This is a genomic window from Tsukamurella tyrosinosolvens, from assembly GCF_900104775.1.
Classification (GTDB): domain Bacteria; phylum Actinomycetota; class Actinomycetes; order Mycobacteriales; family Mycobacteriaceae; genus Tsukamurella; species Tsukamurella tyrosinosolvens.
Map to the genome: position 1 here is coordinate 1,063,569 of NZ_FNSA01000003.1, position 17,389 is coordinate 1,080,957.

Sequence of the window (17,389 nt, forward strand, 5' to 3'; positions counted from 1 at the left end):
CTCCTCAGGTTCGCACCGTCTTTTCGCTCGCCGGGTACGGTGCGCCTCGTCCGGATGTCCTTTGCGACGACAACCAGATTACTCGACGGTGTTCGATGGTCAAGTGGCGGTGACGAATCTGACCCGCGCACTAGTGTGGGCGGTATGACGCGCGAACTGGTGTACACGGGATTCATCTCGCTCGACGGGGTGGCGGACTCGCCCGGAGGGACCGTCGAGGGGCATCGCAGCGGCGGCTGGGTGGCGCGGCACGACTTCCTCCCGGAGGCCTTCTCGCTCAAGGGGGAGGAACTGGCGGACACGACGGCGCTGCTGTTCGGGCGGCGCAGCTACGAGGCCTTCGGCGCGGTGTGGCCGCAGTCCGAGGATCACGCCGCGTACCGCGACCTGCCGAAGTACGTCGTGTCCACGACGATCGGCGAGGGCGACCTCATCGACGGGTGGGGTGGCACCACGATCCTGCGGTCGGCCGAGGACGTCGCCGCTCTCAAGGAGACCGACGGCGGCTCGATCTTCATCCACGGCAGCTGTGAGCTCGCGCGCAACCTCGCCGACGCGGGCCTCATCGACCGGTACAACCTGTTGGTGTTCCCCTACCTGCTGGGTGCGGGCAAGAGCATCTTCGGCCGTGAGGACCGCGACGCCACTGCGCTGCGGCTGCGGGAATCGCAGACGTACCCCAACGGGGTGCTCAAGGTGATCTACGACGTGATGCACCAACACTGATCCGACCATCCGCCGTTGACGGAACTTGCGCCTGGCGCGAGCGTCCGTACCGTCGGAGGCATGTCCGATCTAGCCCTTCCGTTCAGTGTGTCGGGACAGCAGTGGCTGATCCACAAGCCGTTGGAGATCGGCATCTACGTGGTGCTGGCCGTGGTCCTGCGGTGGGTGCTCCATCGCGCGATCGACCGCCTCGTCCGCGGCGGCAGCGGGCGCGATGCCGACTCGGCCCCACGACGATTCGGCCTCGACCGACTCCGCGGCAGGCTCGGCAGCAGCCGCCTGCCCGCCGTGCGGCGGCGTACCGTCGACGATCCCGCGAAGGCGCAGCGGGACCGGGAGGCCCGGGCCCGGCGGGCGCAGCGCGCCGAGACCATCGGCTCGGTGCTCAAGTCCGCGGTCTCGTTCCTCGTGCTGATCTGGGTGGTGATCCAGTCGCTGGCGATCCTCGGGGTGAACGTGGCCCCGCTCATCGCCTCCGCCGGCGTGGTCGGCGTCGCGCTCGGTTTCGGCGCGCAGAACCTGGTGCGGGACTTCATCTCCGGCATCTTCATGCTGATCGAGGACCAGTACGGCGTGGGCGATGTCGTGGACCTCGGGGAGGTCACCGGCACCGTCGAGACCGTGGGGATGCGGATCACGACGGTCCGCGACGTGCAGGGCACGCTCTGGTACGTCCGCAACGGCGAGATCATGCGCGTCGCCAACTTCAGCCAGGACTACGCGGTGGCCTTCCTGCAGTTGCCGATCTCGTACTCCGCCGATGTGGATCTGGCGTGCCGCGTCGCCCTCGAAGCTGCGCTGGAGGCGGTCGCCGACGAGCCGCTGTCGGACGACGTCCTCGGTGCCCCGGACATGCTGGGCGTCGACGGAGCCACCGCCGACCGGGTGAGTATCCGCCTCACCGTGCGTGTGCGCGCGAACCGGCAGTGGGCGGTGGAGCGCGAACTGCGCCGCCGCATCCTGCGCGCCTTCGACGAGCACGACATCGCCCCGCCCTACCGCAGCGGACTCCCGGTGGCCGCAGGGGTGCAGGACTGACCTGGGTCTCTGCCGGGAGTGCCGCGGGGACCGGACGATTCGGTCATCATGGACGGATGCGCAGTGTCACCTACTCCCTGAGCACGTCGGCGGACGGGTACATCGTGGGGCCGGACGGGGCCTTCGACTGGTCGCAGCCCGACGAGGAGGTGTTCCGCTTCGCCACCGACGAGGTGCGCGGGCTGGACGTGCACCTGATGGGGCGGAAGCTCTACGAGACGATGCTCTACTGGGACACCGCTGCGGAGACCCAGCCGCTGGACGCCGACGAGAGGGTCTTCGCGGCGCTCTGGAAGGACCTGCCGAAGGTCGTCTTCTCCACGACGCTCACCGAGGTGCAGGGCGCCAACACCCGCCTCGCCGACGGCGACCTGTCCGAGGAGGTCGCGCGGCTGCGCGCCGAACCCGGCGGCGGGAACATCGGCGTCGGCGGCGCCGGCCTGGCCGCCGAGGCGGCGCGGCTCGGCCTGCTCGACGAGTACCGCGTGCGCGTCTACCCGGTGCTCGTGGGCGGCGGTATCCCGTACTTCCCGCAGCAGGGTGCGTCGACCGCGCTCGAGCGGGTCGGGGGCCGATCCTTCACGTGCGGTGTCGATTTCGTGCACTACCGCGTGCTGCGCTGACGGGATCGGCGATCGATATCTCCCGCACTGTTCGAGTTCTTACATGTATAGTTGCATATCCTGTTGCTGCTGCCGACGATACGAACGGTTCAACACGGAGCCAGCCAGCAACGGAAGCAGGAACTCATGACGAAGTACCTCGTGCTCTACCGCGCCGATCAGTCGGCGGCCGAGCAGATGGCTCAGGCGTCTCCCGAGGAGCAGCAGGCAGGCATGGCGGCCTGGATGGAGTGGTTCGGCAAGGTGGGCGAAGCCATCGTCGACGGCGGCTCGCCCGTCGCGGGTGGGGACGGCACCGTGGGCGGCTACTCCGTGCTCCAGGCCGACACTCGAGAGACGCTCGACGCTCTGCTGACAGGCCATCCGCATCTCCAGGTCGGCACGATCGACGTGCTCGAGTTCCTGCCGATGCCGGGGATGTAGTCCTGCGTGATGCGGCCCAGCCGTCCGGCGAGGGCGACGGGGCCGGCGTCGTCCGGTGTGGTTCGGCGGGCGCGGTGCCCCCAGTCGGACTCGAACCGACACTCGGCGGATTTTAAGTCCGCTGCCTCTGCCAATTGGGCTATAGGGGCGCGGGGGAAGCGTAGCGCGCGGCGCACCGTCGAATCTGTCAACATGCGTTGACATCCGGACGCTGTCAACGTAGATTGACGGGTGTGAGCTCACCACCCACCCTCGTCGGATCGGCGGCATCGGAGGACCCCGCGGAGGGGCTCCGCGCCGTCGTCGCACTGCGGAAGCTGGCCGACCAACTCGAGGCGGTCCAGGTGTCCAACGCCAGGAATCTCGGCTGGTCCTGGCAGGACATCGCGGAACACCTCGCGGTCAGCCGCCAAGCGGTGCACAAGAAGTACGGCAAGTAAGCCGGGAACAGGACTGCTGTGTTCGAACGGTTCACCAAGAGCGCCCGCGTCGCGGTCGTGCTCGCTCAGGAGGAGGCGCGCGACGGCGGCGCCGACAAGATCACGCCCACCCACCTACTGCTCGGGGTGCTCGGCACCGTCGACGGTCCGCTGCAGCACGAACTGACCGACGTGGGCCTCACACCCGAGGCGGTGCGCGCCTCCGCGGCCGGCCGGGTGCTCACCGACAACGACGCCGAGGCGCTGCGCGGCATCGGCATCGACGTGGGCGCTGTCGCGGACGCCGTCGAGAAGCGCTTCGGCTTCGACATCCTGCGCCCCATCCGCAAGAAGTTCCGGGCGGGGCACATCCCGTTCGACCCAGCGTCGAAGAAGACACTGCAGCTCGCGGTGCGGGAGGCGGCGCACCGCAAGGACAGGAGCATCGAGAGCGCTCACATGCTGCTCGGGGTACTGCGCAGCGACGACGCCGACTCGCTCGCGGCCGTGGAGTCCGTCGTGCCGCGCGACGAGCTGCGGAGCCGCCTCTACGACCTGCTCGACCGTCCCGCGGCATAGGCACCTGCGCATCCGGCCCGACACGGTTAAGCTGTTCGTAAAGAACGTCGCCGAAACCGGGAACGCATCCGCGGACTCGAGCGTTGAACAATACGTACAGGTGCACGACCAGGGAAAGGACCCCACGGTGCGCGAAAGCAGTAACCCGATCTTCCGCGGGTTGACCAAGGAGAACCGCCAGCAGGCGCCCGCCGGCTATCAGCAGGGCTACCCGCAGCAGGGCTTCGGTCAGCAGCAGGGATACCCGCAGGGCATGAACCTGGGGATGGGTGCCGCAGGCGCCGCCCAGGGCATGCAGTTCCAGCAGTACCAGCAGCCGCCGCAGGCCCCGTACCAGCAGGGCACGGGCGCGCGTTCGATGACCATCGACGACGTCGTGACCAAGACCGCTGCCACGCTCGGCGTGCTCATCGTCTTCGCGATCGGCTCGTTCTTCCTCGCCGACTCGAACCCCGGCCTCGCGGGTCCCCTCGCGATCGTGGGTGCGATCGGCGGCCTCATTCTGGTGCTCGTCGCAAGCTTCGGCCGCAAGCAGGACAACCCGGCGATCGTGCTGTCCTACGCGGCGTTCGAGGGCCTCTTCGTCGGCGCGATCTCGATGGCCATCTCCTATCGGGTCAGCGGATCCGTCAGCGCGTCCGCGCTCATCGGCCAGGCGGTGCTCGCCACGATCGGCGTCTTCGTCGGCATGCTCGTGGTCTACAAGACCGGCGCGATCCGCGTGACGCCGCGCTTCACCCGCATGCTCTTCGCGGCCATGATCGGCGTACTGGTCCTGGCGCTCGGCAACATGGTCATCGCGCTGTTCAGTGACTCGAACCCCCTGCGCGGCGGCGGCACCATCGCGATCATCTTCTCGCTGGTGTGCATCGCGATCGCGGCGTTCAGCTTCCTGCTGGACTTCGACCAGGCGGATCAGCTGATCCGCGCCGGCGCACCGTCGAAGGCGGCGTGGGGCGTGGCCCTGGGCCTGACCGTCACGCTGGTCTGGCTGTACGTCGAGATCCTGCGCCTGCTGAGCTACTTCTACAGCAGCGACTAGGTTCCACTCGTCCGAACGCCCCGCAGCCCCGGCTGCGGGGCGTTCGGCGTTTCGGGGAGGTCAGTCCCGGCGCAGCGCGCGCGACAGGCGCGCCGTGAGCCGGTTCGCGTCGGCGGCCTCGGAGACCTCCGGCGGCGACGGGAGCGGGCCGTGCCACTCGCCGAGGGCGGCCAGCACCTCGGGGAGCAGCAGGCGCGCCGCGAGTTCGTAGCCGGCCGACGACGGGTGGAAGTTGTCCGGCGAGAACATCCGCTCGGGCGCCTCGAGGAACTCGGGCGTCAGGGTGTCGGCGAAGGGCACGGGGTGCCCGCCGGCGGCGAGCACGTGCGCCCGCTGCCGCGCCGCCAGCTGCAGCCCGTACCGCCGGATCACCGAGCGCAGGGGCTGCGGGATGGACTGCACCACGCCGATGTCGGGGCAGGTGCCGACCACGACCTCGGCGCCCGCGCCGCGCAGCTGGGCGACGGCCGCGCCGAGCCGCCGTGCGGAGGGCTCGATCGCGTTGAGCGCCGTCACGTCGTTCGCGCCGACGATGATCACCGCGACGTCCGGGATCTGCTTCGCGATGAATGCGGCCTCGATCTGCGCGGCCAGGCCCTTCGACGTCGCGCCCACGATCGCCTTCACCGCGAGCCGCACCGTCCGGCCGGTCTCGGCCACGACGCCGCGCGCGATCAGGACGCCGGGCGTGTGCTCGGCATCGTCGACCCCGAGGCCCGCGGCCGTGGAGTCCCCGAAGACCATGAGGCTCACGTCGGCGGGCTGGTGCGGTCCGGGCCGCTCGACCACGGCGGTGCCGGGGGCGTAGATCCCGTCCTTCGACGGTGCCTTGTCGGTGCGGTGGGGGATGACGGTGCGCGCGGTGCGCGCCTGCTTGGTCAGCAGCGCGTAGGCGCCCCAGGTGGCTCCGGCGCCGCTGACGGCGGCGGCCGAGGTGTACAGCGCGTCACGGGCGAGCCGGCTCCGGGAGTACCCCATGCCGCCAATCTACCCACCGAGGCGGGCACCGGGCGCGCGCCCCGCGGAGCGTGAATGGGACCATGGAGGCATGCGTATCGCAGGACACGTCAGCGAGTTGATCGGCGACACCCCACTGGTGCGACTGAACTCCGTGGTGAAGCCCGGATCAGGCCTGGTCGCGGCCAAGATCGAGTACCTCAACCCCGGCGGCTCCAGTAAGGACCGGATCGCGGTGAAGATGATCGACGCCGCGGAGGAGTCGGGCGAGCTCAAGCCCGGCGGCACCATCGTCGAGCCGACGTCCGGCAACACCGGCGTGGGCCTCGCGATCGTCGCGCAGCAGCGCGGCTACAAGTGCGTCTTCGTCTGCCCCGACAAGGTCAGCGAGGACAAGCGCAACGTCCTCAAGGCGTACGGCGCGGAGGTCGTCGTGTGCCCGACCGCCGTCGCGCCCGAGCATCCGGACTCGTACTACAACGTCTCCGATCGCCTCACGCGCGAGATCCCCGGCGCCTGGAAGCCGAACCAGTACTCCAACCCCAACGGTCCCGCGTCGCACTACGAGACCACCGGCCCGGAGATCTGGCGCGACACCGAGGGCAAGATCACCCACTTCGTGGCGGGCGTCGGCACCGGCGGCACCATCACCGGCACCGGCCGCTACCTCAAGGAGATCTCCGGCGGCACGGTCAAGGTCGTGGGCGCCGACCCCGAGGGCTCCGTCTACTCCGGCGGCACCGGCCGCCCGTACCTCGTCGAGGGCGTGGGCGAGGACTTCTGGCCCACCGCCTACGACCCCGACGTCCCCGACGAGATCATCGCCGTCTCCGACGCCGACTCCTTCGAGATGACCCGCCGCCTCGCCCGCGAGGAGGGCCTGCTCGTCGGCGGCTCGTGCGGCATGGCAGTCGTCGCCGCGCTGCGCGTCGCCGAGCGCGACCCCGACGCCGTGGTCGTCGTGCTGCTGCCCGACGGTGGCCGCGGCTACCTGTCGAAGATCTTCAACGACAAGTGGATGTCGAGCTACGGCTTCCTGCGCGCGCCGCTCGACCCCAAGGAGCAGGAGGCCCTCGTCGGCGACATCCTGCGCGGCAAGAAGGGCGAGCTGCCCGACCTGGTGCACACGCATCCGTCGGAGACGATCCGCGACGCCATCGAGATCCTCGCCGAGTACAACGTCTCGCAGATGCCCGTCGTCGGCGCCGAGCCGCCGATCATGGCGGGCGAGGTCGCGGGCGCCGTCACCGAGCGCGAGCTGCTCTCCGCGGTCTTCGAGGGCCGCGCGAACCTCGCCGACCCGGTGAGCAAGCACATGGGCCCCGCGTTCCCGCTCATCGGTGCGGGCCAGCCGATCTCGGCCGCCAACACCGCCTTGCGCGAGTCCGACGCCCTCATGGTGATCGACGACGGCAAGCCCGTCGGCGTGATCACCCGGCACGACGTGCTGAACTTCCTCTCCCACGGCAAGTAGAAAGGGCCGCACCATGAGCGAGCAGAAGAGCGCGATCGACAAGCATGCGGCGCAGGGCTTCTCCACCCGCGCGATCCACGCCGGCTACGAGCCCGACCCGCTGACCGGCGCGGTCAACGTCCCGATCTACGCCAGCTCCACCTTCGCCCAGGACGGCGTCGGCGGCATGCGCGGCGGCTTCGAGTACGCCCGCACCGGCAACCCGACGCGTCGCGCGTACGAGGCGAACCTCGCCGCGATCGAGGAGGGCACCTTCGGTCGCGGATTCGCCTCGGGCATGGCCGCCACCGACACCCTGCTGCGCGCCACCCTGCGCCCGGGCGATCACCTGATCATCCCCGACGACGCCTACGGCGGGACCTTCCGCCTCATCGACAAGGTGTTCTCGCAGTGGGGGATCGAGCACACCCCGGCGCCGGTCACCGACGTCGACGCCGTGCGCGCCGCGATCCGCCCCAACACCAAGCTGGTGTGGATCGAGACCCCGACCAACCCGCTGCTCAACATCGGCGACATCGAGGCGCTGGCCGAGGTGGCGCACGCCGGCGGCGCGAAGCTGGTGGTGGACAACACCTTCGCGAGCCCCTACCTGCAGACGCCGCTGACCCTCGGTGCCGACGTGGTGCTGCACTCGGTGACCAAGTACCTCGGCGGGCACAGCGACACCGTCGGCGGCGCGCTGGTGACCAACGACGAGCAGCTCGACACCGACTTCGCCTTCCTGCAGAACGGCGCGGGTGCGGTGCCCGGCCCGTTCGACGTCTACCTCGCGCTGCGCGGCATCAAGACGCTCGGCGTCCGCATGGACCGGCACTGCGACAACGCGGAGAAGATCGTCGAGTTCCTCTCCGGCCGCCCCGAGGTCTCGACGGTGCTGTACCCGGGCCTGGAGAGCCACCCGAACCACGCGGTCGCGGCCAAGCAGATGAAGCGCTTCGGCGGCATGATCTCCGTGCGCCTCGCCGGCGGCCGCGAGGCCGCGCAGCGGTTCTGCGCCCGGACCGAGGTCTTCACCCTCGCGGAGTCGCTCGGCGGCATCGAGTCGCTCATCGAGCACCCCGCCGCGATGACCCACGCCTCCACCGCCGGCTCGCAGCTCGAGGTCCCCGAGGACCTGGTGCGCCTGTCCGTCGGCATCGAGGACGTCGGCGACCTCATCGCCGATCTGGAGAACGCGTTCAGCTGACGCCGCAGTAGCGCCACGCGCTGGACTCGTAGCGGAACCGCACCAGCGTCGTCGCCCGGACGGGGTCCTCGTCCGGGTCGCTCGGGGCGCCCAGCGGGGAGTAGTGCACGACGATCGTGGCGGCATCGCCGTCGATCGTGACGTCGCCGGTGGATCGCGGTCCGGGCGGGAACCACCGGGAGCTCGCGTCGCCGTTCGCCAGCCGGGTGCACCACATCACCGAGACGTCGCGCGAGGCGTCGACGTCGCCGGCGTAGGTGCTGAACCGCGTCCGCACCGCGCGCTCGTCGTGGGCGTCGACGGGGACCGGCTCGGACAGCGCGTGCACGAACAGCACGCCCAGTCCGAGCAGCAGTCCGGCGCCCAGCGTGAGGACGACCAGCACGATCGCCGTGATCATCAGGACGACGAAGGCGGCGGGGTGACGCCGATGCCACGGCGCGAAGTAGTTCGGATGCACGCCGCGATCGTCCGTCGCGGTCCTTGTCGGCCTCTTGTCTCGGAGTAACGACTCGGTCACCATCTGAACCTTCGACTTCCCCTTCAGGGTTCGTGGGACTAAAGTGGCTCTTGTTGTAGAACGTGACACAAGTGGCTGGAGTGAGTTCTTGAGGCCGAAGCAGAGCCGGAAGGTCCGCAACTACGCGGTCGCGGGGAGTGCCCTCGTGATCGCGGCTGCCGTCGCGGTCGGATGCGGCGTGACCGGCGGCGACCCGAGCCGCCTCGGGTCGAGCCTCACGTTCGACCCGTTGCCGTCGGCACCGTCGGGTGCCTCCGCGAAGCCGGGCGCGGGAGTCAATCCCGGGGCGCTGCCGCCCGGGCAGACCACCGTGCCTCCGTCGCCGCAGGCACCGGCCACGATGACCGTCGTGGTGCCGCCGCCGGGCGCGCCCGCGAAGCCGCAGCCCACCGTCGCCGGGCCCACAGCGCCCGCGGTCCCGCCCGCTCCCACCACGGCTGGGGGTGGCGGCGACGCCGCGAACCGGGACGAGGGCGCACCGTCGGGCCGGGGCGGCGGACCGTCGAACCCCGCGCCCGCCCCGCAGGCGGCGGCGAAGCCCGTGACCAAGCCCGTGTACCTGCCCGACGGCAGCGTCGACTGCGCGAAGAGCAAGTGCGTCGCCCTCACCTTCTCCGGCGGCCCCGGACCCGTGACCAGGCAGTTCCTGCAGATTCTCGACAACCACAGCGCGAAGGGCACGTTCTTCGTGACCGGTGCGCAGGTCAACCTCAACCCCGACATCATGACGGCGATCGCCGGCACCGGGAACGAGGTGGCCAACGGCACCTGGACCCAGCCGGACATGACGACGCTGTCCGAGGCCGACGGCACCGCGCAGCTGCAGCAGACCAACGACGCGATCCGCAGTTCCGTGGGCAGCGCGCCCACGCTGTTCCGGCCGATGGGCGGACACACGTCGCCGTCGGTGGTCGACGCCGGCAAGCGGCTGGGCCTGACCCAGATCCTCTGGGACCTGGACTCGATGGACTACAACTACCAGGGCAACCCCGACGGTCTGACGGACGTGTTGCTCAAGGTGAAGCCGGGGCAGATCGTGATGCTGCACGACACCTTCGTCTCGTCGGCGACGGCGCTCGACCGCGCGATGACGCAGCTGGCCGACCAGGGGTACGCCTTCGTCACCGTCAGTCAGCTGCTGAGCAGCCGCGCCGGGTAGCGACACCCACCGCATACGACAGCGGCCCGTCCCCCCTCGGGGGACGGGCCGCTGTCGACGGTGCGGGGAGCCTCAGGAGTGGTACGGCTCCGCGCTCACGAGCGTGACCTTGACGACCGCGCCGCTCGGGATGGTGTACTCACGGGTCTCGCCGACCTTCGCGTCGATCAGCGCGGCGCCGAGCGGGGAGTTCGGCGAGTAGATCTCCAGCTCACCGTCGCCGCCGCCCTCCTCGCGGGTGGCGATGAGGAAGGTCTCGGTGTCCTTCTCGTCGCCGTCGTAGTAGACCTTCACGACCGAGCCGGGGAGCGCCACACCGGACTGGGTGGGGGCCTCGCCGACCTTCGCGTTGTTGAGGAGCTCCTGCAGCTGGCGGATACGCGCCTCCTGCTGGCCCTGCTCGTCGCGCGCGGCGTGGTAGCCACCGTTCTCCTTGAGATCGCCCTCTTCGCGGCGCTCGTTGATCTCGGCGGCGATGACGGGGCGGTTGGCGATCAACGCGTCCAACTCGTGCTTGAGGCGCTCGTGGGACTCGGGGGTCAACCACGTCACCTGAGTGTCCGTCATTTCTTCGTCCTTCGTCGTAGTCGGCAGGCCCGCTGCGGGATGTCACCACCCCACAGCCGACCGGCCCCGGAACGGCGCCCGGGGCCCGTAAATGCAGCAATACACGGCTCCATCCGGAACCGTGTATCCGCTGATTCTAGCATGGGAAACGGAAACGGGCATCCGGTTCAGGCGGCCAGCAGCGCCTGCTGGTAGGTGGGCTCGCGGCGCTTGAGGAAGCCGCAGGCCGCGTAGCTCAGCGGCATGATGACGATCTCGACCAGCGTCTTCCACACGAAACCGAGGATCAGGTAGTTGAGGAACTGCCCCGGGGTGGTGAACCCGAGCGCCGGCGCGGCGATCGAGCAGAAGACCAGGGTGTCGAAGAACTCGCCGACGACCGTCGAGCCGAGCAAGCGCGACCACAGGTGTTTTTCGCCCGTCCAGGCCTTCATCCGCACCAGGACCCAGGAGTTCATGAACTCGCCTACGAGATAGCCCGCGAGGCCGGCGATGAGGAACCGCGGGACGACGCCGGCGACGGTCTTGAAGGCTTCGTCGTTGGGCCAGCCCGGGGCCGGCGGCAGCAGCGTCGTCACCCAGAAGCACAGGGCGGCGAGCGCGAGGATCGCGAAGCCCGTGAGGATCACGCGGCGCATGGCGCGGAAGCCGTAGACCTCGGAGATGACGTCGCCGAGGACGTAGGCGAGGGGGAAGAGGTAGAAGGCGCCGTCGGTGGCGATGCCGTCGACCTGCAGGCCGAGGATCTCGACGTGCAGTGACGGGGCGAACAGCACGGCCTTCGTGCCCGTGATGTTGCTGATGATCATGACGCCGACGAACAGGCCGACGAGGGCGGGGAAGTAGTGACTGGAAACGGTGGCGAACGCCGGCGCGCGGTTGCGGGCCGGCTGCCCAGACTTCGGGGTGGGGGAGTCGTCAGTGCTCACGCACGGTCAAGATACGCGGGCACGTTCGTGCCGCAACCGAAGACGTCGCCGACGGCGGGCGGCTCGGTGGTCCGTACCTCGCTGGTCACCACCACGACGGGGTCCGGCGACGGGGCGACGTAGAACTCGCGGCGGCCGATCTCGTCGCCCGCCTTGTTCTTGGCGTAGACGATGCAGCTGACCGCCTGCTGCGGATCGGTGCGGGTGACGGTGACCTGCACGTCCACGGCGGAATCGGACAGGACCTGGTAGCCCGCCGTCTCGCCGGTGACCGGCTGCCGCGAGAACTTCTGGTAGCCCGCCCACGCGAGTCCGACGCCGAGGATCACGACCACGACCAGCCCGATGATGCCGATGCGGCGCGCGCGAGCGGGATCGCGCTCGTCGGGGTAGCGATCGGAGGGGCGGACGGGGGCGGTCGACATGCTTCCATCGAAGCACACCCGGCGCGGCGCGCCCTCGGCCGATCGTGGAACACTGGGGGTCATGACCGGATACCGCCTCCTCGCCGTTCACGCGCACCCGGACGACGAGTCGAGCAAGGGCGCCGCCACCATGGCGCGGTACGCGGCCGAGGGGAACGACGTGCTGGTCGCGACGTTCACGGGCGGCGAACGGGGCGACATCCTCAACCCCGCGATGGACGTCGCGGGCGTCAAGGACCGCCTGCCCGAGGTGCGCCGCGAGGAGATGGCCAAGGCCGCCGCGATCCTGGGCGTCGAACACCGCTGGCTGGGCTTCGTCGACTCGGGCCTGCCCGAGGGCGACCCGCTGCCCCCGCTCCCCGAGGGCTGCTTCGCGTTGGAGCCCGTCGAGGTGCCGACGGAGACGTTGGTGCGCCTGATCCGCGAGTTCCGCCCGCACGTGATGATCACGTACGACGAGAACGGCGGCTATCCGCACCCGGACCACATCATGACCCACACGGTCTCGCTGGCGGCGTACGAGGCCGCGGCCGACCCCGAGCAGTTCCCCGAGGCCGGCGAGCCCTGGCAGATCTCGAAGGTCTACTACAGCCACGGTTTCCTCCGCGGCAAGTTCCAGGCCTTCGCGGACGAGTTCGAGAAGAACGGCCTCGAGAACCCCTACACCGAGTGGCTCGCCCGGTGGAAGGACGAGAAGAACGACATGATGGCCCGCGTGACCACGCAGGTCGAGTGCGGCGAGTACTTCCCCGTGCGCGACGACGCGCTGCGCGCGCACGCCACCCAGATCGACCCCAACGGACCCTTCTTCGCGGTGCCGATGGAGTGGCAGCAGCGCCTGTGGCCGACCGAGGAGTACGAGTTGGCGAAGACCGTCGTCAGCAGCAGGATGCCCGAGAAGGACCTGTTCAGCGGGATCGAGAAGTGATGGGACCACTACTGCAGCTCGCCACCGACGTCGCGATCCTGGCGCAGGATCCGCAGAAGCCGAAGGGTCCGGAGTTCGGCAAGTCGGGACCGCTCGGCCTGGCCGTGATCGTCGCGCTCCTGGCCGTGACCTTCCTGCTCATCCGCTCGATGAACAAGCACGTCAAGAACCTCCCCGAGTCCTTCGACGACGAGGCGCCCGGCGAGGGCGACGAGGCCGGCGGCACCGACCATGCCGGGATCGAGGCCGACGGGGCCTCCCTGACGAAGGGCGACGGCGCACCGTCGGGCGGATCCGACGGTGACGGGGGCGACGGGCCCCGGTAGGGCCTCACAGCGACCTCCCAGGCGCACGGCCGCGGCCGCCCAGTTCCGCCCGCGACGGTGGAGTCCGTGAAGTACATGACTCCGCGGCGCTGCGCCGTGACCGCACTGCTCGCCGCGACGGCGCTGCTCTATTGCTGGAACCTGTCGATCAGCGGCTACGGCAACGACTTCTACGCCGCCGCGGCGCAGGCCGGCGGGCTGAGCTGGAAGGCCTGGCTGTTCGGTTCGCTCGACCCGGGCAATGTGATCACCGTCGACAAGCCGCCCGCGGCGCTGTGGGTGACCGGCCTGTTCGTGCGCGTCTTCGGGCTCTCGTCCTGGTCGATCCTGCTGCCGCAGGCGCTGATGGGGGTCGGGACCGTCGGGCTGGTGTACCTGACGACGCGCCGGCTCCTCGGCTCGCTCCCCGCGCGCATCGCGACCGGAGGAGCCCTCCTGGCGGGCGCCGTGTGCGCCCTGACTCCGGCCGCGGTGCTCATCTTCCGGTTCAACAACCCCGACGCGCTGCTCGTGCTGCTCATGACCGCCGCCGCCTACTGCACCGTGCGGGCCTGCCAGGCCGCGTCGTGGCGATGGCTCGTGGCGTGCGGCGCGCTGCTCGGCTTCGCGTTCCTGACCAAGATGCTGCAGGGCCTGCTGGTGCTCCCCGGTTTCGGCCTGGCCTACCTGCTGTTCGCGCAGACCTCCTGGCTGCGGAGGGCGCGGGACCTGGCGCTGGGCGTCGTCGCCGTCGTCGTCTCGGCCGGCTGGTACGTGCTGCTGACGGTGCTGTGGCCCGCGTCCTCGCGCCCGTACATCGGGGGCTCGAAGGACGGCACGTTCATGGACCTCGTGCTCGGCTACAACGGCCTCGCACGGATCGTCGGGAACAGCGGCGGCTCCGGTTCCGGCGGATTCGGCGGCGGGCCGGGTGGGAACGGTGCGACCGGCACGTCCTTCGGCGGCACTCCGAGCCTCGCGCGCCTGTTCAGCAACGAATTCGGCAACGAGATCTCGTGGCTGCTGCCCGCGGCTCTGCTGGTCCTCGTGATCGGCCTGGTGCTGGTGGCGCGACGCCGCCTGGACCGCGATCTCGCGCTGGGGCTGACGGTCTTCGGCACCTGGCTCGTGGTGACCGGCGTGGTGTTCTCGTACATGAGCGGCACGGTGCACCCGTACTACACCGTGGCCCTGGTCCCGGCGATCGCGGTGCTCGTGGGCGGCGGCGCGGCCGTCGCGTGGAGCCGCAGGTCGACGGTGCCGGGCACGCTCGCGCTCGTCTCTCTGGTGGTGGCCGCCGGTGGCTGGGGCATCGTCCGAGCGTGGCGGGCGGGGTACGCCTGGCCGTGGCTGGGGATCGTCGTGGGCGTGCTGATGGCTGCGGCGATCGTCGCGCTGGTCGTGACCCGGCGCGGTTCCGGCCGGGCGGTCGCCGCCGCACTGGTGCTCGCGCTGCTCGCCGGTGGCGTTGCGACGGCGGCGTTCTCGGTCTCGACGGCGGGTACCGCGCACAGCGGCGGCGTGCCGACGGCGGTGAAGACCGCGAAGTCCGGCGACATGTTCGGCGGCGGTCCGGGTGGCGGGCGCGACGGGAAGGCACCGTCGGGCGGCGGGGCGGAGGTCGCGCTGCCGGCGGGCGTCGAGCTGCCCGACGGTGCGCGCGACGGGGGCGGGAGGCCCGACGAGAAGGCGAACGCCGCGCTGGTCGAGCTGCTCAAGGACACCACCACGCAATGGGCGGCCGCGGTCAACGGTGCGCAGAGCCAGGGCTCGCTGCAGCTGAACTCCGGCCGGCCCGTGATCGCGATCGGCGGGTTCAGCGGTTCCGACCCCGCGCCCACGCTCGCGCAGTTCCAGCAGTGGGTGAAGGACGGGAAGGTCTCGTACTACGTCTCCTCCGGCGGCTTCCGCCCCGGCGGCGGGAAGTCCGAGATCCAGAGCTGGGTGGAGAAGAACTTCACCGCGACGAAGGTCGGGAGCGCGACGGTCTACCAGCTGGTGGCGTAACCGCCGGTGCCGCCCGCACCAGGCCCCGGCGCGGGCGGCACCGTCGGGTTAGGCGACCGCGGTGCCCTCCAGCTCGACCTTCTGCCCCGGGATCGCGAGCCGCGTCACACCGAGCATCGTGGTGGTGGGGGCGACGCCCGCGGCGCCGAGGCGCGCCGCGAGGGCGCCGTAGTGCGGGAACAGCTCGTCGATGTCGGTGCTGTAGACGTTCAGGCGCACCAGGTTCGCGAGCGACATCCCGGCCGCGTCGAGCACGGCCTCGAGGTTGTCCACAGCGAGCGCGAGCTGCGCCGCGACGTCGCCGTCGTGCTCGGGTCGACCGTCGGGGCTCATGGCGGTCTGTCCGGAGACGAACAGTGTCCGGGTGTGCCCGCTGACGAGCTCGCCCTGGTTGAACCCCAGCTCCTGCGACCAGGTCACCGGGTTGACTGCCGTACGTTCCATGTCACTTCTCCGATCGGTGCGGCGGGCATCCGGCGGTCCCGTGACCACCCGTCGACACCCGTACGACCAGGTTCGCAACGAATCACGTCACCTCATGTCGTGATTTTCGGCGAGAATGTCCAGCATGCGCGCCGATCGACTGGTCTCGCTGGTGCTCCTCCTGCGCCGGCGCGGACGGATGACGGCCGACGAGCTGGCCGCGGAATTGGAGGTGTCGCCGCGCACGGTGCAGCGCGACATCGACGCGCTCTCGACCGCGGGCGTCCCCGTCTACGCCGACCGCGGCCGTCGGGGCGGGTACTCCCTCCTGCCGGGCTTCCGCACCGAGCTGACCGGCCTGAATCACGACGAGGCCCTCGCGCTGCTCACTGCCGGGGCGGGCCCGGGGCGCCGGACCTTCGGCCTCAGTGGCGCCCTCGCGTCCGCGATGCGCAAGGTCGTCGACGCCCTGCCCGAGGGGAACCGCGCGGAGCTGGACCGGGCCACCGCACGCTTCCTCGTCGAGCCCGAGGCGGATCTGCTGTCGCGGCGCGCGGCGGTCGAGAACGTCGACCCGCACGTGATCGGCGAGGTGCGTCGCGCCGTGCTCGCGGGCCGCGTGCTCCGCTTCCGGTACGGCGCGCCCGAGAAGGAGCCGCGGTGGCACACCGTCGACCCGATCGGCCTCGTCACCGTGCGCGACCGCACCTACCTGCTCGCGGCGAAGGCGGGGGAGGACCGCACTTACCGGGTGTCGCGCATGCTCGCGGCCGAAGTGCTCGCAGACGCCGCGGAGCGCCCGGCGCAGGTCGACCTCGACCGGATCTGGGCCGATCGCAGCGCGCAGTTCCTCGCGGAGAACCACATTCCGGTTCTCGTCCGCGTCGAGGCGGCGCGACGCGACGAGCTGCTGAACCACGCGCGCGCCGTGCGCGCCGAAGTCGTCGAGCCCGACGGGCGGGTCCGCCTCGACGTCTCCTTCGAGGACCTGCGCCATGCGGTCTGGGCCCTCTGGCAGATCGACACCGCCGCTGAGGCGCTCGCGCCCGAGGAGTTGCGGGCGGCCCTGCGTGCTCGCGCGGAGGTCCTCGCGGACCGGTACCGGGTCACCTGACGATCAGGCCCCGTGGTCGCGGACGTCCGTCCCGTGCTCGGCGAACGCCTTGAAGTCCTCCATGTGCTGCAGCTGCTGCTTGCGGAACATCCCGGGCATCAGGAGCGCCATGAGCCGCATCAGGGGATTGCGGAAGCGGTACTCGTTCTCGCTCTCCCACCGCGTCCGGTCCGGGCCGGCCTCCGTCAGGCGCTCGCGCGCGGCGTTCCACATGCCCGAGCCTTCGATCTCCCGCTCGAACCGCACGACGGTGCCGGCGGGGAGCGTACGCAGGTCCGCCGGCTCGCGGCGGGTAACGGTCTCGGTGAGCTCCATCGCCTGCTTCCCCGACCGGAGAACGACGCGCGAGACGGTGCCGAGTTCTCCGTGCTTCCCGCTCACCGGCTCGTGGACCTCCATGCCCCGCAGCCACATCGGCAGGTGCGCGGGGTCGGAGAGCAGCAGCGCGACGCGCTCGAGCGGTAGCGCGATCTCGATGGACGTCGTGCACTTCATGTCGCCGACGGTAGTCGCCGCTCGTCGGCCACGCGCCGGGTCGGCGGTCT

The 17,389-nt window shown here is 70.5% G+C and carries 21 protein-coding genes, 1 tRNA gene and 1 riboswitch; of the genes, 14 read left to right on the forward strand and 8 right to left on the reverse strand.

The window, feature by feature from the left end:
- Positions 1-9 precede the first annotated feature (9 nt).
- A riboswitch (guanidine-III (ykkC-III) riboswitch) is annotated at positions 10-76 on the reverse strand.
- 68 nt (positions 77-144) lie between these two features.
- The 4 genes from BLW32_RS06720 (at position 145) to BLW32_RS06735 (ending at position 2,810) form a co-directional block, all read left to right on the forward strand.
- Positions 145-726 carry a dihydrofolate reductase family protein gene (locus BLW32_RS06720; RefSeq protein WP_068741032.1) on the forward strand — a complete coding sequence of 194 codons (582 nt, stop codon included), beginning with the start codon at positions 145-147 and terminating at the stop codon, positions 724-726.
- Positions 727-786: 60 nt separating this feature from the next.
- Complete coding sequence (locus BLW32_RS06725; RefSeq protein WP_068524401.1) at positions 787-1,764, forward strand: mechanosensitive ion channel family protein; 978 nt, start codon at positions 787-789, stop codon at positions 1,762-1,764.
- 56 nt (positions 1,765-1,820) lie between these two features.
- Positions 1,821-2,387, forward strand: coding sequence for a dihydrofolate reductase family protein (locus tag BLW32_RS06730; RefSeq protein ID WP_068524402.1), 567 nt, complete (start codon positions 1,821-1,823; stop codon positions 2,385-2,387).
- Positions 2,388-2,513: 126 nt separating this feature from the next.
- Positions 2,514-2,810: a YciI family protein gene (locus BLW32_RS06735; RefSeq protein ID WP_068741033.1), complete on the forward strand. Its 297-nt coding sequence runs from the start codon at positions 2,514-2,516 to the stop codon at positions 2,808-2,810.
- A 75-nt stretch (positions 2,811-2,885) separates the two neighbouring features.
- On the opposite strand, the gene BLW32_RS06740 is transcribed toward BLW32_RS06735, so the two are convergent.
- A tRNA-Leu gene (locus BLW32_RS06740) sits at positions 2,886-2,959 on the reverse strand.
- An 84-nt stretch (positions 2,960-3,043) separates the two neighbouring features.
- On the opposite strand from BLW32_RS06740, the gene BLW32_RS06745 reads away from it, so the two are divergent.
- The 3 genes from BLW32_RS06745 to BLW32_RS06755 all read left to right on the forward strand — a co-directional run bounded on the left by BLW32_RS06745 (position 3,044) and on the right by BLW32_RS06755 (position 4,850).
- On the forward strand, positions 3,044-3,250 hold the full coding sequence (locus BLW32_RS06745; RefSeq protein ID WP_068524404.1) for an RNA polymerase subunit sigma-70: 207 nt from the start codon (positions 3,044-3,046) through the stop codon (positions 3,248-3,250).
- Between the two features lie 18 nt (positions 3,251-3,268).
- Complete coding sequence (locus tag BLW32_RS06750) at positions 3,269-3,808, forward strand: Clp protease N-terminal domain-containing protein (RefSeq protein WP_068524405.1); 540 nt, start codon at positions 3,269-3,271, stop codon at positions 3,806-3,808.
- 127 nt (positions 3,809-3,935) lie between these two features.
- Positions 3,936-4,850, forward strand: a complete 915-nt coding sequence (locus BLW32_RS06755) for a Bax inhibitor-1/YccA family protein (protein WP_068524751.1) — start codon at positions 3,936-3,938, stop codon at positions 4,848-4,850.
- A 60-nt stretch (positions 4,851-4,910) separates the two neighbouring features.
- On the opposite strand, the gene BLW32_RS06760 is transcribed toward BLW32_RS06755, so the two are convergent.
- Positions 4,911-5,828, reverse strand: a complete 918-nt coding sequence (locus tag BLW32_RS06760; protein WP_068524406.1) for an SGNH/GDSL hydrolase family protein — start codon at positions 5,826-5,828, stop codon at positions 4,911-4,913.
- A 70-nt stretch (positions 5,829-5,898) separates the two neighbouring features.
- Here BLW32_RS06760 and BLW32_RS06765 point away from each other — a divergent pair, with 70 nt between their 5' ends.
- Complete coding sequence (locus BLW32_RS06765; protein ID WP_068741034.1) at positions 5,899-7,281, forward strand: cystathionine beta-synthase; 1,383 nt, start codon at positions 5,899-5,901, stop codon at positions 7,279-7,281.
- A gap of 13 nt (positions 7,282-7,294) precedes the next feature.
- Positions 7,295-8,467 (forward strand): cystathionine gamma-synthase, encoded by a 1,173-nt coding sequence (locus BLW32_RS06770; RefSeq protein ID WP_068741035.1) that lies wholly within the window; start codon positions 7,295-7,297, stop codon positions 8,465-8,467.
- Here BLW32_RS06770 and BLW32_RS06775 read toward each other — a convergent pair.
- Positions 8,460-8,927, reverse strand: a complete 468-nt coding sequence (locus BLW32_RS06775; protein ID WP_068741036.1) for a hypothetical protein — start codon at positions 8,925-8,927, stop codon at positions 8,460-8,462. The two genes, BLW32_RS06770 and BLW32_RS06775, sit on opposite strands and share 8 nt — an antisense overlap.
- A 148-nt stretch (positions 8,928-9,075) precedes the next feature.
- On the opposite strand from BLW32_RS06775, the gene BLW32_RS06780 reads away from it, so the two are divergent.
- A complete protein-coding gene (locus BLW32_RS06780) occupies positions 9,076-10,146 on the forward strand; it encodes a polysaccharide deacetylase family protein (protein WP_068741037.1) in 1,071 nt (356 codons plus the stop codon).
- A gap of 72 nt (positions 10,147-10,218) precedes the next feature.
- On the opposite strand, the gene greA is transcribed toward BLW32_RS06780, so the two are convergent.
- From greA to BLW32_RS06795, 3 genes are all read right to left on the reverse strand, one after another.
- Positions 10,219-10,713 (reverse strand): transcription elongation factor GreA, encoded by a 495-nt coding sequence (gene greA / locus BLW32_RS06785; protein ID WP_068524412.1) that lies wholly within the window; start codon positions 10,711-10,713, stop codon positions 10,219-10,221.
- A gap of 167 nt (positions 10,714-10,880) precedes the next feature.
- Positions 10,881-11,642: a queuosine precursor transporter gene (locus BLW32_RS06790; protein ID WP_068741038.1), complete on the reverse strand. Its 762-nt coding sequence runs from the start codon at positions 11,640-11,642 to the stop codon at positions 10,881-10,883.
- Positions 11,639-12,067 (reverse strand): DUF4307 domain-containing protein, encoded by a 429-nt coding sequence (locus BLW32_RS06795; RefSeq protein ID WP_068524414.1) that lies wholly within the window; start codon positions 12,065-12,067, stop codon positions 11,639-11,641. The genes BLW32_RS06790 and BLW32_RS06795 overlap by 4 nt, the downstream gene beginning before the upstream one ends.
- Before the next feature lie 61 nt (positions 12,068-12,128).
- On the opposite strand from BLW32_RS06795, the gene mca reads away from it, so the two are divergent.
- From mca to BLW32_RS06810, 3 genes are all read left to right on the forward strand, one after another.
- Positions 12,129-12,995, forward strand: a complete 867-nt coding sequence (gene mca / locus BLW32_RS06800; protein WP_068524415.1) for a mycothiol conjugate amidase Mca — start codon at positions 12,129-12,131, stop codon at positions 12,993-12,995.
- Positions 12,995-13,321 carry a hypothetical protein gene (locus BLW32_RS06805; RefSeq protein ID WP_074850401.1) on the forward strand — a complete coding sequence of 109 codons (327 nt, stop codon included), beginning with the start codon at positions 12,995-12,997 and terminating at the stop codon, positions 13,319-13,321. The genes mca and BLW32_RS06805 overlap by 1 nt, the downstream gene beginning before the upstream one ends.
- A 75-nt stretch (positions 13,322-13,396) precedes the next feature.
- A complete protein-coding gene (locus BLW32_RS06810; protein ID WP_068741239.1) occupies positions 13,397-15,307 on the forward strand; it encodes an ArnT family glycosyltransferase in 1,911 nt (636 codons plus the stop codon).
- 48 nt (positions 15,308-15,355) lie between these two features.
- Here the strand turns inward: BLW32_RS06810 and BLW32_RS06815 are convergent, their stop codons facing one another.
- Positions 15,356-15,751, reverse strand: coding sequence for a RidA family protein (locus BLW32_RS06815; RefSeq protein WP_068627177.1), 396 nt, complete (start codon positions 15,749-15,751; stop codon positions 15,356-15,358).
- A 124-nt stretch (positions 15,752-15,875) separates the two neighbouring features.
- On the opposite strand from BLW32_RS06815, the gene BLW32_RS06820 reads away from it, so the two are divergent.
- Positions 15,876-16,844, forward strand: coding sequence for a helix-turn-helix transcriptional regulator (locus BLW32_RS06820; protein ID WP_068741240.1), 969 nt, complete (start codon positions 15,876-15,878; stop codon positions 16,842-16,844).
- 3 nt (positions 16,845-16,847) lie between these two features.
- On the opposite strand, the gene BLW32_RS06825 is transcribed toward BLW32_RS06820, so the two are convergent.
- The gene (locus tag BLW32_RS06825) at positions 16,848-17,339 is read right to left on the reverse strand and encodes an SRPBCC family protein (protein WP_068741039.1); all 492 of its coding nucleotides are present in this window, start codon (positions 17,337-17,339) and stop codon (positions 16,848-16,850) included.
- Between the last annotated feature and the right edge of the window lie 50 nt (positions 17,340-17,389).